The following is a 20,474-nucleotide window of genomic DNA, read 5'->3' on the forward strand; positions in this document are numbered from 1 at the left end:
ATGGCCAAGAAACACAGGATTGCGGTTATCCCCGGCGACGGCATCGGCAAGGAAGTGGTGCCCGAGGGCCTGCGGGTGCTCGACGAAGTGTCGCGCAAGTTCAGCATCGACTTTAATTTCGACAGCTTCGACTGGAGCGTCGACCACTACATGAAGCACGGCAAGATGATGCCGGACGACTGGAAGGAGAAGATCGGCAAGCATGACGCGATCTTCTTCGGTGCGGTGGGCTGGCCCGAGAAAGTGCCGGATCACATCTCGCTCTGGGGCTCGCTGATCCAGTGGCGCCGCGAATTCGACCAGTATGTGAACCTGCGTCCGGTTCGCCTGATGCCGGGCATTCCCTCGCCGCTGGCCAATCGCAAGGTCGGCGACATCGACTTCTACGTGGTGCGCGAGAATACCGAGGGCGAGTATTCCTCAATCGGCGGCCGCATGTTCCATGGCACCGAGCGCGAATTCGTCGTTCAGGAAACCATCCTCAGCCGCATCGGCACGGACCGCATTCTCAAGTTCGCGTTTGAACTCGCGCAGAGCCGGCCGAAAAAGCATCTCACCTCGGCCACCAAGTCGAACGGCATCTCGATCACCATGCCCTACTGGGACGAGCGCGTGGCCGAGATGAAGAAGGGTTATCCCGGCGTGAAGGTCGACCAGTATCACATCGACATTCTCACCGCGCATTTCGTGCAGCATCCCGACTGGTTTGATGTCGTGGTCGGTTCCAACCTGTTCGGCGACATCCTCTCTGACCTGGGTCCGGCCTGTACCGGCACCATCGGCATCGCGCCTTCGGCCAACCTCAATCCGGAGCGCAAGTTCCCCTCGCTGTTCGAGCCGGTGCATGGCTCGGCGCCCGATATCGCGGGCAAGGGCATCGCCAATCCGGTCGGCCAGATCTGGTGCGGCGCCATGATGCTGGAGCATCTGGGCCACAAGGAAGCCGGTGCCGCCGTGCTCAAGGCCATCGAGGATGTGCTGGAAGCCGGGCCGCGCACGCCCGACATGGGCGGTCAGGCCAACACGAAGGATGTCGGCAAGGCGATTGCCGAGGCCGTCGCCAAGGGCTGAGTCTTTCCTGTATCGAATACCGAGCGGCCGGGCAGTTCACGCCCGGCCGTTTTCGTTTCAGGCCCCGTTTCAGGCATCGACCAGCGGTGCCACGCCGCGCACCATCGCCATGCCTTCGGGCGTGAGGCGCATGGCGGAGAGGAAATTCTCTACCTGATAGCCGGGCCAGATGCTGCGCGCCTGCAGCATCGCTGTCCGCGCGTCCTGCACGCGGCCAGCCAGCGCCAGGGCATAAGCGGCCAGCGCCCGCACATGGGCATGGGCATTGGGGCGCGCCGCGGCCTGCACCGCGAACTCGACGCCCTCGTCAAAGCGCTTCAACCGCAGCAGCGCGATGGCGCGGCTGGCCAGCATGGCGAAGAGCAGCGGATCGAAGGGGCTGATCTGGCGCGAATGATCGGATGCCGCAATGGCCGCCTCGGGATCACCGATCAGGCAGTGGAAGAAAGACAGCGTGTAATGCCCGAGCACGAAATTCGGGCTCAGCTCGATGGAGGTTTCCATCTCGCGCTGCGCCTGATCATGCTGTCCGCGCAGCCACAGCGCCCGCCCCATCACCTCGTGACAGGCCGGATCGTGGTCGTCGGCCAGCAGGCCTTGGCCGGCGGCGGCATAGGCGCGATCGGTTTCGCTGGCGCGGTCGGCCCAGCCCTGGAAGGCGTTCTGGTAATGGGTGCAGGACAGGCCCGCATAGGCGCGCGAGAACGTGGGATCAAGCCGCAAGGCGCGCTGGAACAGATGCTGGGCGGCCTGGTTGTCGTCGCGGCTGAAGCGATAGAAATGCCACATGCCGCGGTGATAGGCCTCCCAGGCATCCAGTGAATTCGGCGCCTTCAGGATCGCGCGATTGCGTTCCACGGCCTCCACTTCGCGGATGATCGAGCCAACGATATGGTTGCCGATCTCGTCGAAGATCAGCAGCGCATCGTCGGTCTTGCGCTCGAAGGCCTCGGCCCAGATGATCCGCGCCGTGCGCGTGTCGGCCAGTTCCACCGTGATGGTGATGCGGTTGCCCCGCCGCTGCAGCGAGCCGCTGACCAGATAGTCGACATTCAGCATCCGCCCGGCTTCTTCGGGCGCCACCCAGCGATCGCGCAGCGCAAAGGTCGTGCCCTGCGAGATCACCAGCAGGTTGCGCAGCTTGGCCAGACGGATGACGATGTCGGTGGTCAGGCCATCGGCCGGACCGCCCGGCAGCGTGACGGCGGCATTGCGGTCGAGAAACGGCATCACCGCGATGGAGGCCCGCCGCGCCGGTCCGGCAGGACTCTCGGTGGCACTATCGAGCATATCCGGAGCGGCGGCGGCTGCTTGCGCCTGTGGTGTCGTCGTCGGCGTCCGGATGGTCTGCCACAGCTCGCGGATCGGCCGGTCGTCCATATCCTCGGTCTCGAACAGCCTGGTGGTGGCTGCGACATGCTCGTCGCCTTCGCGGATGCGGCCCTGCCGTGCCAGCGCCCGCAGCAGAAGGTCATGGACGCGCCGATCGAACGGGGCAAGCTGCCGCCACTGTTCAAGCGGGATGAAGGCCTCTTCATCGGGCAGACGTTTGACCAGTTCTTCCAGCAGGGCGGCGTGATAGCCGCGGAAGCGGCGGCGCTGCGCCATCATCCAGCTGTTGAAGGTCGGGCTGTTGTCGGCCTCCAGCCCGGCGAGGAAGTCGCCTGTGAACAATCCGGCCAGCAGGCGCAGCCGGTCGGTCGGCAGGGTTTTCAGGCCGCCCTGGATCGCCTCGGCGATATCGGTCGCATCGACCACGCAGCCGGTCAGGTCGAGCCGCACGCTATCGTCGTGCGTTTCGATGCGACTGCGGCCGCGCTGGTCCGGCGCGTGGTCGATCACGCTGCGGATTTTGCTCAGGCACCAGCGCAGCTCGCCGCGCGGATCGTTCGGGCCGTCCCACAGCAGGTCGCAGAGCTGGCTGCGGGCTGTCGCCTGCGGCGCGACCGCCAGATAGGCGAGCAGGGCGCGGACCTTGCGCGAGGCCGGCAGCGGAACCGCGACGCCATCGCGGGTCACCGTCACCGCGCCCAGCAGGCGCAGTTGCATTCGTGATTCGTCCGCTTGAGCTGTCTTGTTCATGGGAGTTTCCACGCCGCTTTCCACGCTGGTTACTACGGGCGGCCGCTACGACTCACTGTCAGTGAGGATGGTGCATTTGGCATCCAGCGCCAATGCTTTCAATAACCCAGCAGAGTCAGTGCCCGTGTCCCCTTGGCGGGATCGCGCTTGGCTTCACCGAGTGAGGAAAAAATGGGCGGTTTTGTCGCGCTTCTGTACGGTCTCGTGAGTTACCTGATCTTCTTCGTTACCTTTTTGTATGCCATCGCCTTCGTCGGCAATCTGGGCGTACCCAAATCCATCGATTCGGCGACGACCTCGTCGCTGGCCGAGGCGCTGGTCATTAACGTCCTGCTGCTCGGCCTGTTCGCCGTTCAACACAGTGTGATGGCGCGTCCCGGCTTCAAGCGGGCTTGGACGAAGATCGTGCCCAAGTCGGTCGAACGCAGCACGTATGTGCTGCTCGCCAGCCTGATCCTGATCCTGCTGTTCTGGCAGTGGCGGCCGATGCCCACGCCGGTCTGGACGGTCGACAGCACCATCGGCGCCGTCGTGCTGCACGCCACCTTCTGGTTGGGTTTCGGCCTGGTGCTGCTCAGCACCTTCCTGATCGACCATTTCGAACTGTTCGGTCTGCGGCAGGTCATCGCGCGTCTGTTCCGCCGCGATATGCCCGGTCATGTCTTTCGCCTGCCCTGGCTGTACCGCCAGGTGCGTCATCCGCTCTATCTCGGCTTCATCATTGCCTTCTGGTCGGCGCCGGTGATGAGCCAGGGCCATCTGCTCTTCGCCATTGCCACCACAGGCTACATCTTCATCGGTATCTTCTTCGAGGAACGCGATCTGATCGACGCCTTCGGCGACCAGTATCGCAACTATCGCAAGCAGGTCGGCATGATCCTGCCGCGCCTGGGCGGCAAGGCCGTGGCACAGACACCGGAAGCGCCGAAGTAAGACCGGACGAAGCACCGGCGCTCCCGATCGTCATGGGAGGGCCGGCTTCCGGAACGGCCGGGCCCTGACCCCGGCCGTTCTTCTTTCAGACAGTGAAGCATCAACAGGGAGAATGCATATGCTTGCATCACGAACGGGAACCCTTGCCAATCCAGCGGAAACGATCGATCTGCAGGCGGTGAAAATGCGGCAGCAGGGCGCCTGGTCGTCTGGCGACTATGCGATCATCGGCACGACGCTGCAGATCGTCGGCGAACAGCTGTGTGAATCGCTCGATCTGCGATCCGGGATGGTGGTGCTGGATGTTGCGGCCGGCAACGGCAATGTCAGCCTGGCTGCCGCCCGCCGCTTTGCCAAGGTGGTCTCCACCGATTATGTGCCCGCCCTGCTGGATCGCGGTCGCGAGCGCGCCGCCGCCGAACGGCTCGATATCACATTCCAGGTCGCCGATGCCGAGGCGCTGCCGTTTCCCGAGGCGACCTTCGACGCGGTCGTGTCCACCTTCGGCGTGATGTTCACCGCCGATCATGACCGTGCCGCGGCGGAACTGCTGCGGGTCTGCATGCCCGGCGGCAAGATCGGCCTGGCCAACTGGACGCCCGACGGCTTCATCGGTCATGTCTTCAAGACGCTCGCCGCCTACATCACGCCGCCGGCCGGCACCCGGCCGCCGCCGCAATGGGGCACGCAGGAACGCATGACCGAATGGTTCGAGCCGCAGGCTGCGTCGCTGCAGATGGTCAAGCGGCAGTTCGCGTTCCGCTATCGCTCGCCGGCGCACTGGCTGCACATCTTCCGCACCTATTATGGTCCGACGCTGAAGGCCTTCGCCGCGCTGGAGTCGCAGGCGCAGACCGCGCTGGAACAGGACCTGCTGGCAGTGGCCACGAAATTCAACCGCTCGGGCGACCACAGCATGGTGGTGCCGTCGGAATATCTGGAAACGATCATCACCAAGCGCTGAGCATGAGGCGATGGTGGAGGCGAGGCGGCCGGGCCCTGATCCCGGCCGTCTTTTCTTTCCGCATGCGGCCCTTCGGGTCGCGGCCGCCCGCATGATGGAACCATGACAGTTTCTTCCAGTTATCTGCAGGTGATCATCCCTTCGGTGATTGGAGACATGCGTCAGCGTCTGGATTATCTCGATTGCGGCAAGGATTTCGCCCGCTGCCTGCCCAGCGTGGGTGTGGTGGACGGCGTCTGCATCGCCGAGGACGGCAATCGCTGGGCCGTCTTCCGGCCCGAGGTGCCGATCCATTTCAGGGGCCGGTTGCAGCGCGCCCTGCTGCTGCAGTGGCCCTGGGATGACCGCCAGAATGCACACGAACCGCCGGCGGTCACCATCGTGGAGATGTCCAGCGTCAGGGCCAGGGAATATGGCTTCGATCTTCGCCAGGCCCGCTATCTGGCGCGCGGCCGGCTGCAGCCGCTGTGAACAGGCCAGTCTGAATAGGCCGGTCTGAACAGGCAGGCACGGCCAGGCTTCGCTTCGCCACGGCCGATTTTGGCGGTTCATTCATTCCTCATCCGCACGCGGGAAATCGCCATATCCAGCGATTCCAAGCGGTTAAAAAATGTCTCCGACACGTCACGGAGACATGCAGAAGACCCGCCCTAGCTTGATGCCGGTCCGCTTCCCCAAGCCCCGGAAAAAATCATGCTGCAAGACCTCGCCTGGAGCAGTTTCACCCTGCCGCCCGAAGCCGATCAGTGGCGCGCCGATGTGGAACGCGCCACGGGTTTGCAGGTGAAGCTGCTGCGCGACGACGCGATGACTGATGCCGAGGGCGAGGCCTGGTCGGAGCCGGGCCTGCGCGCGGTGGCGCTCGCCGCCGACGGCAATGCCATGACGGTGGTGCACGAACTCGGGCATCTGAAACTGGAAACGCTGGGCTGGCCGCATTGCTACCTCTGCGCCGAGGAGATGGCCTGGATCGACGCGCATTACGCGCTGGTCAGCGATCTGGTCTCGCTGATCGAGCATCAGGCATTCTTTCCCGCCATGCTGCGCATGGGCCTCGATCCTTATGCTGCGTCGGAAGCCGATCTGGTCGATGCCGATGTGCTGGACTGCCTGCGCTGCACGCCGGCCGGCCTCATTCCGGACTGGGAGATCACCATGCAGCTGTTGCGCGCCCTGCTCGAAGCGCGGCCGCAGGCCGTCGCAGACGTGATGCAGGCCGCGACGCATCTGGTGGTCGAAAGCCGGCTGGCGCGAGCGTTGGCAAGGATCGCACGCGCCGCGCCGCCGACGCCGGCGGGATTCCGCACCGCCATGCGCGACTGCTGGGCCGCGCTCGATCTGCCGCCGCAGACGCTGTGCTTCGAGGAAGACGACTGTGCGGAAACGTCACCCATCAAAGACACGCAGGGCGGCGAGCAGGGCGCAACACCGATGCCGGAACTGGTGGCGGCCCGGCCATCATGATGCAGCCGTCATAACGGCTACAGCCGGCTCAGATCTTCCACCGCATCCAGCACCATGCCGGTGCCGACCGCGATCAGCAGCACATCGGCGGCGACGCGTACATATTTCGCACCGGCCGGCGCTTTGAGTCTGACGCGCAGCTCGGGCGGCAGGTCATAATAGATCAGGTCGCCGGGCAGGCGCTGGCCCTTGGCCCATTTCTTCGCCTGGCCCGGCGGCATGCAGCCGTTGTTCTTCTTCGCCAGGCCGGGCGGGCATTTGCCGCTGCGGAATACACCGCCGTAGTAATCCTGGATCATGCCACGATCCGACGTGTCGATGCTGATATCGATCGAGATGCCGTCGCCGCCGCCATGATGTTTGCCGCCGCCCTTGCCGCCTTTGGCATGACCGGGCGGATCGGCGAAGGCAGGCGCGGCGAGGAGAAGGATGGCGAGAACGGCGAACAGGGACGGGGCGGATTTGCGCATGGGGCGGCTCGCTCTTGTGGTTTGCTGGCAGCCGGATCGGAACGCGGCATTGGGGCGGAATGAGGGCGGAACTTCATGCGCCCTGCGTAATTGAATCCAGCGCCATCGCAGCAAAGAGGAGGCTGGGCATGACCGATCTGCGTAAGGACTTTGCTCCGTCCGATCTCAACCGGGTCAACATGGAAGCCGATCTTGAGGTGCGCTACTGGTGCCGGCATTTCAGCGTGACGCCGGATCGCCTGCGCGATGCCGTGGAAAAGGTCGGCGGCTCCACCCGCGCGGTGAGCCAGGAGCTGGAACAGACCTATCAGTGACTGCTCCAGGAGCTGGCGGCTGGCCCGAGCCGGGCTTGACTTTTTGATATAAATGTTCCTATAATGTTCCATTCTTCTGCCGAAGTGGCCTGGCGGGACGGTTTTCCATGCCTCGCAATGGTTTACGGGTTATGACGCCGAACCGCAGCGGGCTCCAGTGGTCGCCAGTGAACCCCAGCGAACCGGAATGAACCCGAACGAACTCAAACGAACCGAAACGAAGCCAAACGAAGGCGGGGGCAGTCCGGGGATGCCCGGCTAAGAGGTTGAAATGACATATCCGGACCCGCTGCCCGCATGCTGCGCCTGCGTTGCCGCTGGGCCCCCTGGATGCTACAACCCCGGCCCATGAGCGCCGCCCCCCAGAATCCCCCCGAGTCTGCTGCCATTCCTGCCGGAATGAAGCGGATGTCCTTCATGGGATTCATGGAGGTAAACGGGCCGCTCTGGGGCCGGCTGGATGAGAGCGACGGCCTGCCGGTGATGGGCTTCCGCGTCGAACAGCGCCACTGCAATCCGATGCAGATTTGCCATGGCGGCATGCTGATGACCTTTGCCGACATGCTGCTCGGCTTCACCTGCGGCGTGGCGGCTGGCGGCAAGAAATTCATGCCGACGGTCAATCTCGCCGGCGACTATGTCGGGCCCGCGCCGCTGGGCGCCTGGGTCGAGGGCAAGGGTCGCCTCATTCGCCAGACCCGCAATCTCGGTTTCGCCGAGACGCTGATCACCGCCGATGGCGTCGCTTGTCTGCGCGCCAGCGGCATCATGAAGATTCCCGCGCAGGAGACCCGCGAGGGCGACATCCTGAGCCTGTTCCGTTGAGCTGACATCGTGGCCACCGATCCGAATCTGATCCGCAACTTCTCGATCATCGCGCATATCGATCACGGCAAGTCGACGCTGGCCGATCGCCTGATCGAATCCTGTGGCGGTCTCGAAAAGCGCGAGATGAGCGAGCAGATTCTCGACAGCATGGACATCGAGAAGGAACGCGGCATCACCATCAAGGCGCAGACCGTGCGCCTGAACTACAAGGCCAAGGACGGCAAGGATTACGTCCTGAATCTCATGGACACGCCCGGCCATGTCGACTTCGCCTATGAAGTCAGCCGCTCGCTGGCCGCCTGCGAAGGCTCGCTGCTGGTGGTCGATGCGTCGCAGGGCGTGGAAGCTCAAACCTTGGCGAACGTGTACCAGGCGCTCGATGCCAAGCACGAGATCGTGCCGGTGCTCAACAAGGTCGACCTGCCGGCCGCCGATGTCGATCGCGTCAAGCAGCAGATCGAGGATGTGATCGGTCTCGATGCATCCGATGCCGTGCCGATCTCGGCCAAGACCGGCATCGGCATCGACCTGGTGCTGGAAGCGCTGGTCACCCGCCTGCCGCCGCCCAAGGGCGATCGCGAGGCGCCGCTGAAGGCGCTGCTGGTCGATTCCTGGTACGATGCCTATCTCGGCGTCGTCGTGCTGTTCCGCGTCATCGATGGCGTGCTGAAGAAGGGCATGCGGATCAAGTTCATGTCGTCGGGTGCCGTGCATCCGGTCGAACGCGTCGGCGTCACCACGCCGAAGAAGGTCATGGTCGACGAGCTCGGCCCCGGCGAGATGGGTTTCTTCACGGCCGCCATCAAGGAAGTGGCCGACACGTCGGTCGGCGACACCATCACCGAAGACAAGCGCCAGGCGGCCGAAGCACTGCCGGGCTTCAAGCCGTCCATCCCCGTGGTGTTCTGCGGCCTCTATCCGATCGACGCCGGGGCCTTCCCCGAACTGCGCGAGAGCCTGGGCAAGCTGCGCCTCAATGACGCCAGCTTCCATTTCGAGATGGAAAGCTCGGCCGCGCTGGGCTTCGGCTTCCGCTGCGGTTTTCTCGGCCTGCTGCATCTGGAAATCATCCAGGAGCGGCTTGAGCGCGAATTCAATCTCGACCTGATCACCACCGCGCCCAGCGTGATCTATCACGTCTACAAGACCGACGGCACGATGGAAGAGGTGCATAACCCCGCCGACATGCCCGATCCGATGCTGATCGACCATATCGACGAGCCATGGATCAGGGCCACCGTGATGGTGCCCGACGAATATCTCGGCGCAATCCTGAAGCTGTGCGAAGACAAGCGTGGCCGCCAGGTTGAACTGACCTATGCCGGCAACCGCGCCATGGTGGTCTATCGCCTGCCGCTCAACGAAGTGGTGTTCGATTTCTACGATCGTCTGAAGTCGGTCAGCCGTGGCTATGCCAGCTTCGATTACCAGATGGACGGCTACGAGGCCGGCAACCTGGTGAAGATGACCATCCTGGTGAATGCCGAGAATGTCGACGCGCTGGCCACCATCGTCTATGCCGGCCGTGCCGAAACCCGCGGCCGCCAGCTCTGCGAGCGGCTTAAAGAGTTGATCCCGCGCCAGATGTTCAAGATCGCCATCCAGGCCGCCATCGGCGGGCGCATCGTGGCGCGCGAGGATATCTCGGCCCTGCGCAAGGACGTGCTGGCCAAGTGCTACGGCGGCGACATCAGCCGCAAGCGCAAGCTGCTGGAGAAGCAGAAAGAGGGCAAGAAGCGCATGCGCAATGTCGGCAATGTGGAAATCCCGCAGGAAGCCTTCATCGCCGCGCTCAAGATTTCGGACTGATCTGTCTTAGGACAGCGCCCCGAAGCGCTGGCGGCGGCGCGTCGCGCGGCTGCGGAACAGGATCAGCAGCACCATCCCGATGATGCCCAGCGTGGGCACGGCGGCCCAGCCCAGCACGGTGACGACGCCCGGGTCCCAGGCGGCCGGTGGAATCAGGCTCTGGATGAAGTCGAGGCTGCCGCTATCGAGGCGACGCCAGAAGTCGCCCAGGGAGATGAAGGCGGTGCGGCCGGTTTCCAGCCAGCGCAGGCCGTCGCCACCCAGCGCGAGCAGCGCCAGTGCGAGCAGCAACCAGCCCAGAATGCGTCCCAGCAACACCGTCGTTTCCCCCTGAATCCGCCTGTGTGGTCAGGATGTTAAGCCGAAGGCCGGGTGGATTGCAAATTCGCCGGTGGCGGGTATAGTGCCGCCCCGCGCAGGAGAGATGGCCGAGCGGTCGAAGGCGCACGCCTGGAAAGTGTGTATACCTCAAAAGGGTATCGTGGGTTCGAATCCCACTCTCTCCGCCATTTTGGCCAGCCCCCTGGAGAACCGGTTCTCCGCCGGGTTGCCGCGCCCGGCAGGCCTGGCGGCCCTGGAGACAGCAATGTCCGCCGCCGTCCCCCTCCTATCTTTACGGCACCCCGCGCTTATATAGATTCCGGTCACCACGACATTGACACATGCAGCGGGCGTCGCGTCATGCCGCCTGCCTGTCCTCACTGAATTCCCTCTCGGGAATTGACAGTGTTTCCCGAGAGGGAATGCCCGGCGTCCCGGGCGACACCGAAGGCCAGCAACAGGATTGCTCGCTCCCTCGGATGCGCTTCATGTGATCGATACCTGCAATCGATAGCCGACTGAACTCCCTTCACCGAATCGGTGGGATGTGGGCGTAAGCGCAACGCTGCACAAAAGAGGTAGGCCGCAGGAAGTATTTCGTATCGAGATGCTGCGCCCATAGCCGTGTGGCTTATTGCCGTGCGGTCGACCCGACTAAACTGAATCATCGCCTTCGGTTCCGTGAACTCGAAGAGGCCGTGAAGGTCCGCGCGGAAGTTTGGGTGAAACACACAGGGAATTGAATGTCCGCCCGTCGGCGTGTGCTGGTCGCTTCGCGAAACTCAGATTTCGCCGCGACCCTGCATCGTGAAGTGAGTCGTCTGCCCGAATGGCAGCTGATCGGTATTATCGATCCACGGGCTGAGGATGTGTTCGAGCGGACCTGCGCGATGGCCGATGTCGTGCTGATCGATGCCGAGGATCTGGTCTGGCTCTGGAACAACAGGCGGGACGCCACCGACAAAACGCTGGAAACCCTCCGTGTTGTGGCGATTCTGAGCGACAAACAAATTCTTGATGTGGTGCCGCGCCTGCCGCTGAACAGCGGACTGCTGTTCAGGGCGCCGCATGGAGACGTACCGTTCGATACGCTGGAAATAGCGCTCAAGGGATACATGTCGGTTCGCGAGCCGCTGCTTGACCGCATGAAGCAGAACCGTCTGCGGCTCGACATTGTTGCCGGCTTTTCCCCCGAAGAACTGCGCGTCCTGGCCTATATCGGCAATGGCTTGTCCAACCGGCAGATCGCCAAGATCAGCGGACTGGCGGAGAATCGGGTCAAGACGGTGGTCTATCTGGTGACCCATAAACTGCGGATGGAGAACCGGACCGCGGTGGCCATGTTCGTCGTTTCAAACAGGCTGACGGATGGGAATTCGGGCTAATATACCTCTAAAGTAGACCACGGCTTGTGTTGGTCGTGCTCGCGGCCGCCGCGCGTCCCACGCGTCCGCAGGACAGCGGAGCGCGCTCCAGAGGCGGCGCAAGGCCACTGGCAATAGCCGGAGGCTGCGGCGGTGCCGAGGACTTGGAGCGACTGGCAACAGAATGCGCTTCGGCGATAACGCCGTTCTGCAGGGCCCAGATCGCCGCCTGGGTTCTGTTGGTGACGTGAATTTTTTTCAGAACGCCCTTCAGATGCACCTTCACGGTGCCTTCGGTAATCTGCAGATGACTGGCGATCACCTTGTTCGACTGGCCATTCACCAGGCAGGCAAGGATTTCGCTTTCGCGGTCGGACAACTGCCGGTTCCGGTCTGGCGTCCGGGTGCTGTCCTGGGCGAGATGTCGCGTATTGATCAGCAGATGCGCGAGATCGGTCGGGAAAACCTTTTCGCCCATCAGAACCAGGTTCAGCGACTGCTTCAGGGCTTCCGCCGACATGTCCTTCAGCAGATATCCGTCCACGCCGGCGCTCAGGGCATTCGCCAGTCGCGGAATGCCCACGGTGTCCGTCAGGATCACCACCCGTGGCGGCACTGGCAATGCCCTGACGCTCAGCATCAGGTCCAGCAGGATATCGCCATAGCCGGCGGTATCGATGATGACGACGCCGGGTTGATGGGCGGCGATCTGCGCATTTCCTTCCGAGAAGGACGAGACGCCGAACGCGATGGTGTATTGCGACCCTTCCAGTATCCGGCACAGGCCTTCACGGAAAAGCTGGTTCCGATCGATGTGGACGATCCCTATGCCGTTCATGCTTCCCTCAGGGGTGCAGAATGAAAAATGCAATATTGCGAATGGCGCCGGATGCGCACGATGAACACTAACGGGCGATGCATTCCGCTCATAAGGAGCGTTTGGCACCAGCTATGAACATTCGTAGGAGGTGTTTGCGCTCATGTTTCAAGCGGAGTACCTCCTTTGAGCAGCATGTGCGATTAGCGGGGTGTCTTATTTAAGGCGGCCCGCATGAAAAAGCGCGAATGCAGGTTGCGTGCAATCGTCTGAATGCAAGTTGCAGAGAAGACAATCGATAGACTGTCAGCAGGCGCATCGTCGCAAATGAGGATGAAGTCTCATATCTGGCGCTTGTTTGTCACGGAGCGCGCTGTCTGCATTGACAGATTCGATGAATCTGCTGAATCGCATGGCTCTTATGGAACGATGGCCTTGCTGTCTTCAGCCCAGCGCCAGTCAGACATGGCGGATTTTATTATTTCTGGTGAGGTGCTGCGTGTGTCACCAGTGCAGAGACGCAGCCTGATCGGGTGTTCGCTGCCGGGCAGGCAGGTCGGTCGCATCGCGCAGCCTGTTTCCGGAGCCGGTTCGGGTGGTGGCAGTTTCGCCGTGCAACTTGGCCGCACATGGTGTTCGACGCCGGCCAATGCATCGCTGACCGGGGAAGCGGCCGGGCGGCTATTCTGGGTTGCGGACGGTGCGCCGGCGAATGGCCCGGCAAGCTGCGATTTTTCTGCCGGCCCACCGAGCGCGGCACCCAGCAACGGCAACAGGGGCGAGCAGCCGGCGATCAGCCCTGTCATGGCAAACAGCAGCATCGCATTGGCGACTGGGTTGCATCGTGCCATCAGCGCACACGCAGCGGCGTCCAGGGCGACGCATTATGCTGTTCCAGCCATTGCAATGCGGCATCGGTTGCATGGGCCACCTGGTCGGCAGCCAGCCGGGGCGCCAGCTTGTCGATGGTTTTGCCGGCACTTTCCCTCAGCGCGTGATCCTGGCCCGTTGCCAGAATGAGAAGCCATTTCAGAGCTATGACCGGCTCGTAATGGTCGCTGGCCGCCTGCAGCAGCATCAGCGCAAGCGTGTATTGCGCCTTGGCCTTTCCGCCTTCGGCCGCCATGCCATACCATTTACGAGCGGTGACAAGATCCTGCGGAACCCGGATTCCGGTGTGGTGAAGCCATCCGAGATAATGCTGGGCCTCGAGTACGCCATTCATCGCGGCATCGGTAAGCAGCTCAAGACCGCGCGCGCAATCGCCCGGCGTACCAGTATTCTGGATATAGAGGACGCCAAGATTGGCCTTGGCATCGTGCAGTCCCTGTGCGATGGCAGCATTGAGCAGGTTGATGGCGCCGGCGGTATCGCGTGCCAGGCCGTTGCCCGACAGCATCAGTTGTGCCAGCGCGTTCTGTGCCCGTGCATGGCCCGAGCGCACGGCATTCTGGAACAGATGGACGGCTTTCGCCGGATTGGGCGGCATCAGGGTGCCCTGCTGATGCAGGGTACCCAGCGCGAAACAGGCGTTGGGGTGGTTCTGCATGGCGGCGGCAGCGAGCAGGGCATGAGCCTTGCGACGGCCGACGACGCCCAGTTTTCCGACCAGACCAAGGACACCAAGTGTGTACTGCGCTTCGGCATCGCCCCGGTTTGCAGCCCGGGCCAGGGCGGTGAGCCGCACCGGCGACACGGCGCGGGCCATGGCCGGCCCGGTCTTCGGCCGGGCCTGGGCATCGATGCTCACGCCAAGACGACGGCGTGAGATCGCATAAAGCGCCATGGTCTGCACCCAGGGACTTTGCATGACCGGTTTCTCTCTGCCACCGACCGTCTTCTCTTACGGCCGGTTATTGGAGTTGGTCTGGGTGCGCGTGATCGAATTGTCGATCGTGGTTCTGGTGCTGGCCGAGGCATCCTGGTTGCCGTGGCTATCCTGGTCGCTGTTGACCGTCGCCGTCGATCCGCCGGTCACGGTCTGGTTGACCTGGTTGGCGATCGCGGTCGAGCTGGAGTTGTACTGGGTGACATACTGGTTCAGCGCGCCCATGCCGGCAGCGGCGCTGCTCTGCTGCATGTTTTGCTGAAACTCGAACTGCGCCGCCATGCTGGGCGTGCGGACGGGGAAATTGTAGCCCTCGCGGCCCATCTGCTGCGCGGCGGCGGGTTGACTTGCGGATGCCAGGACGACCAGCACGGCAAGCGTTGAAAGGTTGGTCCAGAACATGACTGCCTCCATGGTTTGAAAGAGTGAAAGTCTTGGCTGAGGGAGAGAGGGCAGGGGGACCACCCTCTCTCCCGTCGCCACCAGTGCGTTACGGAGCCGCAACCACCGGGGTCTTGACCGAGATGGAGGCATTGTTGCCCACCGCGGTCGCAACCGAGTTCACGACCGGGCGAGTGAGGCTGCCCAGGCCGCTGTAGTTATTGATCGACACACCGGTCACCTTCGACTTCGCCGACACGTCGGCGTAGGCGAACTGGGTGATGTCGGCGATCACCATCGCGTTGGCAGCCGAAACGGGTTCGACGGCGACGCTCAGGTTGTTGCCGACTGCCGTGGCCGAGCTATCGACCGTGGCATTCAGGATGTCGGAGACCTTGGAAGTGGCCTTGATATTCGCCTTCACCAGGTCGCCGCCCATGACCAGATTGGTCAGGGTGTCGGCCAGGGTCAGGTTGGTGTTGCCGCTGTTGCCGCCATGGTTGTTGCCGCCATGATGGTTGCCACCGCCCTGGGTGTTCACGCTCGGGCTGCTGTTGCCGTCGCCGAAGGCGAACTGGCCGACATGCAGCTGAACGCCAACTTCCGAGGCGATGCTCAGGTTGTTGCCCACCGCCGTTGCCGCACCGATCACCGAAGGCAGATTCGCTTCGGCATTCAGGGCTGCAGTGGCGGGAACTTCAACGGTGCCAAGGTCGACAGTGGCCGTGACAGTGCCGTTGATGTTCGGCTGCTGGTCGGTCTCGTTGACATTGCCGGCAGACACGTTCGGGCTCTGGAAGCCGTCGTTGAGCATGCCGCCGCCAATCCCGTAATGGAACTGGATGTCGGTCGAGCCGAGATCCACGGTTCCGCCACTGGACGGCTGGTAGTTGTAGATGCCGTTGATGATCGACTTCGCCTTCACATCGCCGATGTTGATCTGCTGGGCTTCCACCAGAACCAGACCGGTCGGGTCGATATCAACGTTCACACTCACATTGGTGTTGATGTGCTCGTTGATGCGGAGGTCCCACTTCCAATCGACGTCATCGAAGGCGTGGGCAGGGGAAACGACCATCAGCGAGATGGCCGCCAGGGATGCGCTGGCCAGCAGGCCAGCCTTAAGGGAACGTTTCATTTCTTCTCTCCTTTGGGTTTGGATAGCGACTCTTCTGCGTAGGTGGTCCGTTCGAGTTGGCACTCGGCCGAGCTCGGCAGACCCAGGTATTCCGTCATGATCTGGTACACGGCCATCTCGACGACGGATCTCACACCGAGCTGCAGCGGTTCGTTTTGAATACGTCCCGCGTCAAACTCGACGAGCCTTGAGCCGAAGAAACGGAAGACGTTTGCTTCGACCTCATAACCAAAGATCTGCTTCTGAAGTGAGCTGACATATCGAACGTCAAAGCTCTGCGAATTAACGACCCGGATATCCAGGCCGACGTTGATCACCACCGTGCGCGCCCCGGCGCCGATACCGGTGACGGAAAGTCGCGCGCCTTCGCTCATGATGTTGTAGTTGAGCTCGGTCAGCGCCCCCATGACGACGAAGTTGCTGGCGCGAATGGGTGCCGCGGTCTGGGCCGGCGCCATGGCCAGCTTCTGTTCGACCATGCGGGCTTCGGCCAGCGGAATGCGCAGGTCGAAGCGTTCAACCAGATGAACGCGGCGCGTCTTGTAGAACGCGCTCATCATCATCTCGGTGATGCCCTGGGAGAGCACGGCGCCGTTGTTGGAACGGTCGACCTGGCCGGTCTTGTCGGCTACCTCGCCTACCGTGAAGATCGGCAGGTTGTTGCCCGGTATCTTGGCGAGTGCGGAAAGGCACTGCGAATAGGGCGTGTCGTTGTTGGTGACGGGAAGTCCGTATGTTGGACGGACGCCATGGCTGGAATAGACGCTTTGTGCCGAGCAGGCGCTCAGCGACATGGCGGCTACAGCGATCAAAGGTAAGGTGCGCACCGGATCTCTCCCGCCTGTTGTGGAGGTTGGCGCCTACCGAATTTGCAGTCCGGTCTGGCGGAAACTCCGTGATCTCTCGTCAGCCACAATAGGGATCGCGTGCAGCGACTAAAGAAATCAGGCGGTTGGTTTTGGGCGCAACAGAGGTATGCACATCAGGTGTGCCTCGTCGCGAGATGGGGAGGTGATACCACCGATGTATGATTGGTGTTGACGTGCCATGTGCATTAAGCGATTACTGCAACATCGCATTTATGCTCTGCATTCCTGAGAGGCCAGAATGGCCCGTGCAGAATATTTGCCGATAACAATGGTAAAATGTATGTCCACCGGCCGGCGCGTACTTGTCGCCTCAAGAAAGTCTGATCTTGCCTGGGCGTTGCATCATGAAGTGATGCGGCTGACGCAATGGGAGCTGATCGGCATTATCGATCCGCGGGTCGGGGATGCATTCGATCGGACATGCGCCATGGCGGATGTTGCCCTGATAGAGGCCGATGATCTGATCTGGCTGTGGGATCATCGCCTCGATACAACGCAAAAAACCCTTTCAACTGTGCGCGCGGTGGTGATTCTCACGGACCAGCAGATGCTGGATGTGATGACTCGGACGCAGCAGAGCTGCGGCCTTTTGTTGCGTGAAGAGTATGGCGATGTGCCGGTAGACCTGCTGGAACTGGCGATCAGGGGCTATATGTCCGTATCCGATGCGCTGCTGGATCGTCTCAAAGAAAACCGTTTGCGCCTCGAGATTGTCGGCACCTTCTCGACGGAAGAGCTGAGCGTTCTGGCCTATATCGGCGCCGCGATGCCGAATCGGAAGATCGCGCAGACCAGCCGCCTGGCGGAAAGCCGCGTCAAAACGCTGGTGCATCTGGTGACGCACAAACTGCGCATGCACAATCGGACAGCAGTCGCGGTATTCGCATCGGCAAATGGGTTGACGCCAGTTTCATCCGGTATGCCCGCACCCCATATTCTGGCCCTGCCAGGTTGCGCATAAGGGGTAGCGCAGCGCATAGGGGATAGGCGGCCGAAGCCCGCTTCCTGGTAAGAGTGAAAGCACTACAGTCGTGTCGCCATATATGGGAGGCACGACATGATTTCAGGTATCAGCCCCATTCGCCTGCTGAGTACGGTTTTTTTCGGGGTGGCGCTTTGTCTCGTCGGTGCGACGGCGGCGCAGGCTCAGGCTGGCAATCTTCCCTATCAATCCGGCAGTGCCGGTCTCAGCTACGGCGCGCGTCAGGCGATCCTGAATGCGAGACTTATCAACAGCCGTCCGAAGGCCCTGGTGCGTGGTGCCGATGGCAGCCTGCTCGATGTGTCGCGTCGCGGCAGCCAGGCTTTCCTGCGCTCACCGGAAACGGGCGCCATTCTTCCGGGCGGCAGTCCGGGCCGCGGCTGGGCGACCGGTCTGGGGACCGGATTGGGATGGGGCGGCCTGGCCAGTGCGTATGGCGGTGCCCTGAGTCATCGCTATTCCAGGCCAGGCGCCGGCGGCGAAAGCATGATGCAATGGATATCCATGCTGGATATGGGCGCGGGCCGGTCTTACAGCGGTTTCTCGGTCAGTGAGTCTGCAGGTCCGATCGACCAGTGGACCCAACAAAACGACCTTGGCTGAACGGCCTCAGGTATGGGCGATCTCTGCATCGGATGTGATATCCGCGACAATGCCGTGCTGTAAGGCCCAGATCGCCGCCTGTGTCCGGTTTTGCGCGTGAATCTTTTTCAGAACGCCCTTCAGGTGCACTTTCACCGTGCCTTCGGTGATTTGCAGTCGATTGGCGATGGCCTTGTTGGAATGGCCGTTGACCAGACAGGCCAGGATTTCGGTTTCGCGTTCCGAAAGCGTGCTGCTGCGTTCAGTCTGCCCGCCATTCTGGGCGACGAAGCGGTTGTTGATCAGCAGGTCGGCCAGATCGGTCGGGAAGACCTTCTCGCCCATCAGGACCAGGCGCAGCGACTGCTTCAGGGCTTCGGCCGACATGTCTTTCAGTAGGTAGCCGTCCACGCCGGCGCTCAGTGCAGAGGCAAGACGCGGAATGCCGACCGTATTGGTGAGAACAATGACGCGGGGCGGGACGGCGACGGATCGTGCGCAGAGCATCAGCTCGGGCAGAACTTCGCCGTAACCGTCGGTATCGATGATGACGATGCCGGGTTTCTGGGCCACGACCTGACCGGCGCCTTCGGAGAAGGAGGCTGCCTCGAAAGAGATATAGAAGGGCGAGTCGTCGAGAATGCGGCGGAGGCCTTCCCGAAACAACTGATTGCGGTCGATGTGCAATACTGGAGTCCCGTCCATGCGCCTCCCCCTCAGGGTGTGAACTTTTAGAAAGTCGATTTGCAAAATTGCATCTGCTGCGATGCAAATGACGCTAGCGAAGTCGCGGTTGCTGTCCTAATGAGCGTTCGGAGCAGTCCGGGCGCATTCGGGCGCCGACGCGGCATTCTGCTCCTGAACTGGGTACCCCTTTCAGCTGACTACACCGCTATGTGCCGCTGAGCCCCCATTCTATGATAGGCAGCCTTATCCGACGAGCATGGTCATGCTTCGGTGTGCGCGGCGATTCTTCTAGCGAAGGGAGCGTATAGGAGTACCTGCTCACAGTTTTGATTGTTCAGCACCTACTATCTAGCAATCAGTGGTAATGCGGATGCCTCCGACCTGCTGTCTTGCAACCGTTTTGACCCGAATACCGCGTTCAACGCTTTGTCAATCAACTACCACGTTCATTGTTAATCTCAAAGAGACGCCCGACGGGGCGTTGGCGCCGCCAGCCCAGGCGTTTTAGAGACGATCTGCCGTTATATTCGTGCGCGGCTTGATTGTGCAGCATACGGTCCCCATCTGTATAAATGTCGATAGATGGCCGGACGACTCCGCCTTCCGCTGATTTGATCAGCGCCATGCTGACATCTTCTTTCCTGAAAATGCGATTTCGACGGCGCCCGGAGGGGCGCGCTCCTCTATTTGAAAGGGTTTCCTTATGACGACGGGAACCGTGAAATGGTTTAATGCCACCAAAGGCTTCGGCTTCATTGCGCCCGACGAAGGCGGCAATGACGCCTTTGTTCACATCAGCGCGGTTGAACGCGCCGGCATGAACGATCTGCGCGAAGGCCAGAAACTAGGTTTTGAGCTGGTTGCCGACCGCAAAAACGGCAAGATGTCGGCCGAGAATCTCAAGGCTATTGGCTGAGATGACTGACCTAGCGGGATGCACAAACGGTCCGCCAGGCTTCAGCGCCATGAAATACAAGGCCCATGGGCCCCGCACCTGATCGAGGTGACGGGGCCTTTTCATTTTTCAGCCCGGCCGCATCCGTGGATCGGGCAGCACAGGAGGTCATCATGGCCAAGTCACAAAAGCGCAGTAACCGCGAAGCCAAGAAGCCGAAGAAGGCTGCTGCCGTCGCCGTGGTCGAGTCTACGCCGATGAAGGGGTTGATGGCCTCGGCCTCGCCGGCGAAGAAAAAGAAATGAAGGCGCCCGCACAAGCCGTGATGTCGCCTCATACGGCCAGTCCGTAAGGCGACATCATGCGCTATCTCGGCAACCTGCATGGCCGGGCGACGCTCGCATGCGGCATCGAGATGTTCGGGCAGGCCGACTATGACTTCGAAGGGTTCATCGGACCCACCGGCCAGATCATGGCCAATGGCGAAATCCGGATGTCGCCCGAGATTCTGCGTAGTGTGTTCGGCCGCCGGGACCTGCAGCTGCTGATGGAGGGCGGGCACGTCGTCAGCCTGCGTTTCAGCGAGCGGCAGCTCATCCCCAATGGCGATGTCGCCCATGTCGATATCGACGGCGATCTTCCGGCGGCGGCCGACTGGCGCCAGTAACACGGATT

At 62.0% G+C, this 20,474-nt stretch carries 25 protein-coding genes and 1 tRNA gene; 15 read left to right on the forward strand and 11 right to left on the reverse strand.

Annotated features, from left to right (window positions below):
- A complete protein-coding gene (locus tag AC1RRE_RS04265) occupies positions 1-1,071 on the forward strand; it encodes a tartrate dehydrogenase (RefSeq protein WP_492979847.1) in 1,071 nt (356 codons plus the stop codon).
- Between the two features lie 69 nt (positions 1,072-1,140).
- Here AC1RRE_RS04265 and AC1RRE_RS04270 read toward each other — a convergent pair whose 3' ends face one another.
- Positions 1,141-3,120 (reverse strand): hypothetical protein, encoded by a 1,980-nt coding sequence (locus tag AC1RRE_RS04270; protein ID WP_492979848.1) that lies wholly within the window; start codon positions 3,118-3,120, stop codon positions 1,141-1,143.
- A gap of 204 nt (positions 3,121-3,324) precedes the next feature.
- Between AC1RRE_RS04270 and mddA the strand changes: the two genes are divergently transcribed.
- The 4 genes from mddA (at position 3,325) to AC1RRE_RS04290 (ending at position 6,514) form a co-directional block, all read left to right on the forward strand.
- Positions 3,325-4,086, forward strand: a complete 762-nt coding sequence (gene mddA / locus AC1RRE_RS04275) for a methanethiol S-methyltransferase (RefSeq protein WP_492979849.1) — start codon at positions 3,325-3,327, stop codon at positions 4,084-4,086.
- A gap of 118 nt (positions 4,087-4,204) precedes the next feature.
- Positions 4,205-5,050 carry a class I SAM-dependent methyltransferase gene (locus tag AC1RRE_RS04280; RefSeq protein ID WP_492979850.1) on the forward strand — a complete coding sequence of 282 codons (846 nt, stop codon included), beginning with the start codon at positions 4,205-4,207 and terminating at the stop codon, positions 5,048-5,050.
- A gap of 102 nt (positions 5,051-5,152) precedes the next feature.
- On the forward strand, positions 5,153-5,521 hold the full coding sequence (locus tag AC1RRE_RS04285) for a hypothetical protein (protein ID WP_492979851.1): 369 nt from the start codon (positions 5,153-5,155) through the stop codon (positions 5,519-5,521).
- 222 nt (positions 5,522-5,743) lie between these two features.
- Positions 5,744-6,514 (forward strand): hypothetical protein, encoded by a 771-nt coding sequence (locus tag AC1RRE_RS04290; protein ID WP_492979852.1) that lies wholly within the window; start codon positions 5,744-5,746, stop codon positions 6,512-6,514.
- A 17-nt stretch (positions 6,515-6,531) separates the two neighbouring features.
- Here the strand turns inward: AC1RRE_RS04290 and AC1RRE_RS04295 are convergent, their stop codons facing one another.
- Positions 6,532-6,984, reverse strand: coding sequence for a hypothetical protein (locus AC1RRE_RS04295; protein WP_492979853.1), 453 nt, complete (start codon positions 6,982-6,984; stop codon positions 6,532-6,534).
- A 128-nt stretch (positions 6,985-7,112) separates the two neighbouring features.
- Here AC1RRE_RS04295 and AC1RRE_RS04300 point away from each other — a divergent pair, with 128 nt between their 5' ends.
- The 3 genes from AC1RRE_RS04300 (at position 7,113) to lepA (ending at position 9,935) form a co-directional block, all read left to right on the forward strand.
- Positions 7,113-7,298, forward strand: coding sequence for a DUF3606 domain-containing protein (locus tag AC1RRE_RS04300; RefSeq protein WP_492979854.1), 186 nt, complete (start codon positions 7,113-7,115; stop codon positions 7,296-7,298).
- A 417-nt stretch (positions 7,299-7,715) separates the two neighbouring features.
- A complete protein-coding gene (locus AC1RRE_RS04305) occupies positions 7,716-8,123 on the forward strand; it encodes a PaaI family thioesterase (RefSeq protein ID WP_492979855.1) in 408 nt (135 codons plus the stop codon).
- Between the two features lie 9 nt (positions 8,124-8,132).
- Positions 8,133-9,935, forward strand: coding sequence for a translation elongation factor 4 (lepA, locus tag AC1RRE_RS04310; RefSeq protein WP_492979856.1), 1,803 nt, complete (start codon positions 8,133-8,135; stop codon positions 9,933-9,935).
- 6 nt (positions 9,936-9,941) lie between these two features.
- Here the strand turns inward: lepA and AC1RRE_RS04315 are convergent, their stop codons facing one another.
- Positions 9,942-10,253, reverse strand: coding sequence for a hypothetical protein (locus AC1RRE_RS04315; protein WP_492979857.1), 312 nt, complete (start codon positions 10,251-10,253; stop codon positions 9,942-9,944).
- Positions 10,254-10,353: 100 nt separating this feature from the next.
- On the opposite strand from AC1RRE_RS04315, the gene AC1RRE_RS04320 reads away from it, so the two are divergent.
- Both AC1RRE_RS04320 and AC1RRE_RS04325 read left to right on the forward strand, forming a co-directional pair.
- Positions 10,354-10,444, forward strand: a tRNA-Ser gene (locus AC1RRE_RS04320).
- Between the two features lie 555 nt (positions 10,445-10,999).
- Positions 11,000-11,641: a helix-turn-helix transcriptional regulator gene (locus AC1RRE_RS04325; protein WP_492979858.1), complete on the forward strand. Its 642-nt coding sequence runs from the start codon at positions 11,000-11,002 to the stop codon at positions 11,639-11,641.
- A gap of 7 nt (positions 11,642-11,648) precedes the next feature.
- On the opposite strand, the gene AC1RRE_RS04330 is transcribed toward AC1RRE_RS04325, so the two are convergent.
- The 6 genes from AC1RRE_RS04330 to AC1RRE_RS04355 all read right to left on the reverse strand — a co-directional run bounded on the left by AC1RRE_RS04330 (position 11,649) and on the right by AC1RRE_RS04355 (position 16,611).
- On the reverse strand, positions 11,649-12,458 hold the full coding sequence (locus AC1RRE_RS04330; protein ID WP_492979859.1) for a LuxR C-terminal-related transcriptional regulator: 810 nt from the start codon (positions 12,456-12,458) through the stop codon (positions 11,649-11,651).
- Positions 12,459-12,856: 398 nt separating this feature from the next.
- On the reverse strand, positions 12,857-13,288 hold the full coding sequence (locus tag AC1RRE_RS04335; RefSeq protein WP_492979860.1) for a hypothetical protein: 432 nt from the start codon (positions 13,286-13,288) through the stop codon (positions 12,857-12,859).
- Positions 13,288-14,247, reverse strand: a complete 960-nt coding sequence (locus tag AC1RRE_RS04340) for a tetratricopeptide repeat protein (RefSeq protein ID WP_492979861.1) — start codon at positions 14,245-14,247, stop codon at positions 13,288-13,290. Before AC1RRE_RS04340 ends, AC1RRE_RS04335 begins: the two co-directional genes overlap by 1 nt.
- 33 nt (positions 14,248-14,280) lie before the next feature.
- The gene (locus tag AC1RRE_RS04345) at positions 14,281-14,667 is read right to left on the reverse strand and encodes a hypothetical protein (protein WP_492979862.1); all 387 of its coding nucleotides are present in this window, start codon (positions 14,665-14,667) and stop codon (positions 14,281-14,283) included.
- A gap of 88 nt (positions 14,668-14,755) precedes the next feature.
- Positions 14,756-15,784 (reverse strand): hypothetical protein, encoded by a 1,029-nt coding sequence (locus tag AC1RRE_RS04350; RefSeq protein WP_492979863.1) that lies wholly within the window; start codon positions 15,782-15,784, stop codon positions 14,756-14,758.
- Positions 15,781-16,611, reverse strand: a complete 831-nt coding sequence (locus AC1RRE_RS04355) for a CsgG/HfaB family protein (protein WP_492979864.1) — start codon at positions 16,609-16,611, stop codon at positions 15,781-15,783. The genes AC1RRE_RS04350 and AC1RRE_RS04355 overlap by 4 nt, the downstream gene beginning before the upstream one ends.
- A 280-nt stretch (positions 16,612-16,891) precedes the next feature.
- Here AC1RRE_RS04355 and AC1RRE_RS04360 point away from each other — a divergent pair, with 280 nt between their 5' ends.
- Positions 16,892-17,614 (forward strand): LuxR C-terminal-related transcriptional regulator, encoded by a 723-nt coding sequence (locus AC1RRE_RS04360; RefSeq protein WP_492979865.1) that lies wholly within the window; start codon positions 16,892-16,894, stop codon positions 17,612-17,614.
- A 96-nt stretch (positions 17,615-17,710) separates the two neighbouring features.
- On the forward strand, positions 17,711-18,238 hold the full coding sequence (locus tag AC1RRE_RS04365) for a hypothetical protein (RefSeq protein ID WP_492979866.1): 528 nt from the start codon (positions 17,711-17,713) through the stop codon (positions 18,236-18,238).
- Positions 18,239-18,244: 6 nt separating this feature from the next.
- Here the strand turns inward: AC1RRE_RS04365 and AC1RRE_RS04370 are convergent, their stop codons facing one another.
- Together AC1RRE_RS04370 and AC1RRE_RS04375 are read right to left on the reverse strand one after the other, a co-directional pair.
- The gene (locus tag AC1RRE_RS04370) at positions 18,245-18,922 is read right to left on the reverse strand and encodes a LuxR C-terminal-related transcriptional regulator (protein WP_492979867.1); all 678 of its coding nucleotides are present in this window, start codon (positions 18,920-18,922) and stop codon (positions 18,245-18,247) included.
- A gap of 415 nt (positions 18,923-19,337) precedes the next feature.
- Entirely contained in the window at positions 19,338-19,529 is a 192-nt protein-coding gene (locus tag AC1RRE_RS04375; RefSeq protein ID WP_492979868.1) for a hypothetical protein, read from the reverse strand.
- 78 nt (positions 19,530-19,607) lie between these two features.
- Here AC1RRE_RS04375 and AC1RRE_RS04380 point away from each other — a divergent pair, with 78 nt between their 5' ends.
- The 3 genes from AC1RRE_RS04380 to AC1RRE_RS04390 all read left to right on the forward strand — a co-directional run bounded on the left by AC1RRE_RS04380 (position 19,608) and on the right by AC1RRE_RS04390 (position 20,466).
- Entirely contained in the window at positions 19,608-19,820 is a 213-nt protein-coding gene (locus AC1RRE_RS04380) for a cold-shock protein (protein WP_492979869.1), read from the forward strand.
- 152 nt (positions 19,821-19,972) lie between these two features.
- Entirely contained in the window at positions 19,973-20,104 is a 132-nt protein-coding gene (locus tag AC1RRE_RS04385; RefSeq protein ID WP_492979870.1) for a hypothetical protein, read from the forward strand.
- Between the two features lie 56 nt (positions 20,105-20,160).
- On the forward strand, positions 20,161-20,466 hold the full coding sequence (locus AC1RRE_RS04390; protein ID WP_492979871.1) for a hypothetical protein: 306 nt from the start codon (positions 20,161-20,163) through the stop codon (positions 20,464-20,466).
- Positions 20,467-20,474: the final 8 nt, after the last annotated feature.

Source organism: Ferrovibrio sp. GW821-FHT12D07 (genome assembly GCF_058807275.1).

Excerpts from the sequence above, each read along its gene's own strand:
- AC1RRE_RS04380 (WP_492979869.1), top strand. The coding sequence starts at position 19,608 with ATGACGACGGGAACCGTGAAATGGTTTAATGCCACCAAAGGCTTCGGC.
- AC1RRE_RS04285 (WP_492979851.1), top strand. The coding sequence starts at position 5,153 with ATGACAGTTTCTTCCAGTTATCTGCAGGTGATCATCCCTTCGGTGATT.
- AC1RRE_RS04350 (WP_492979863.1), bottom strand. The coding sequence starts at position 15,784 with ATGAAACGTTCCCTTAAGGCTGGCCTGCTGGCCAGCGCATCCCTGGCG.
- AC1RRE_RS04385 (WP_492979870.1), top strand. The coding sequence starts at position 19,973 with ATGGCCAAGTCACAAAAGCGCAGTAACCGCGAAGCCAAGAAGCCGAAG.
- AC1RRE_RS04370 (WP_492979867.1), bottom strand. The coding sequence starts at position 18,922 with ATGGACGGGACTCCAGTATTGCACATCGACCGCAATCAGTTGTTTCGG.
- AC1RRE_RS04325 (WP_492979858.1), top strand. The coding sequence starts at position 11,000 with ATGTCCGCCCGTCGGCGTGTGCTGGTCGCTTCGCGAAACTCAGATTTC.
- AC1RRE_RS04360 (WP_492979865.1), top strand. The coding sequence starts at position 16,892 with ATGGCCCGTGCAGAATATTTGCCGATAACAATGGTAAAATGTATGTCC.
- AC1RRE_RS04270 (WP_492979848.1), bottom strand. The coding sequence starts at position 3,120 with ATGCAACTGCGCCTGCTGGGCGCGGTGACGGTGACCCGCGATGGCGTC.
- AC1RRE_RS04365 (WP_492979866.1), top strand. The coding sequence starts at position 17,711 with ATGATTTCAGGTATCAGCCCCATTCGCCTGCTGAGTACGGTTTTTTTC.
- AC1RRE_RS04295 (WP_492979853.1), bottom strand. The coding sequence starts at position 6,984 with ATGCGCAAATCCGCCCCGTCCCTGTTCGCCGTTCTCGCCATCCTTCTC.
- AC1RRE_RS04330 (WP_492979859.1), bottom strand. The coding sequence starts at position 12,458 with ATGAACGGCATAGGGATCGTCCACATCGATCGGAACCAGCTTTTCCGT.
- AC1RRE_RS04280 (WP_492979850.1), top strand. The coding sequence starts at position 4,205 with ATGCTTGCATCACGAACGGGAACCCTTGCCAATCCAGCGGAAACGATC.
- AC1RRE_RS04300 (WP_492979854.1), top strand. The coding sequence starts at position 7,113 with ATGACCGATCTGCGTAAGGACTTTGCTCCGTCCGATCTCAACCGGGTC.
- AC1RRE_RS04265 (WP_492979847.1), top strand. The coding sequence starts at position 1 with ATGGCCAAGAAACACAGGATTGCGGTTATCCCCGGCGACGGCATCGGC.
- AC1RRE_RS04345 (WP_492979862.1), bottom strand. The coding sequence starts at position 14,667 with ATGTTCTGGACCAACCTTTCAACGCTTGCCGTGCTGGTCGTCCTGGCA.
- AC1RRE_RS04375 (WP_492979868.1), bottom strand. The coding sequence starts at position 19,529 with ATGGCGCTGATCAAATCAGCGGAAGGCGGAGTCGTCCGGCCATCTATC.
- AC1RRE_RS04340 (WP_492979861.1), bottom strand. The coding sequence starts at position 14,247 with ATGCAAAGTCCCTGGGTGCAGACCATGGCGCTTTATGCGATCTCACGC.
- AC1RRE_RS04335 (WP_492979860.1), bottom strand. The coding sequence starts at position 13,288 with ATGGCACGATGCAACCCAGTCGCCAATGCGATGCTGCTGTTTGCCATG.
- AC1RRE_RS04305 (WP_492979855.1), top strand. The coding sequence starts at position 7,716 with ATGGGATTCATGGAGGTAAACGGGCCGCTCTGGGGCCGGCTGGATGAG.
- AC1RRE_RS04390 (WP_492979871.1), top strand. The coding sequence starts at position 20,161 with ATGCGCTATCTCGGCAACCTGCATGGCCGGGCGACGCTCGCATGCGGC.
- mddA (WP_492979849.1), top strand. The coding sequence starts at position 3,325 with ATGGGCGGTTTTGTCGCGCTTCTGTACGGTCTCGTGAGTTACCTGATC.
- AC1RRE_RS04290 (WP_492979852.1), top strand. The coding sequence starts at position 5,744 with ATGCTGCAAGACCTCGCCTGGAGCAGTTTCACCCTGCCGCCCGAAGCC.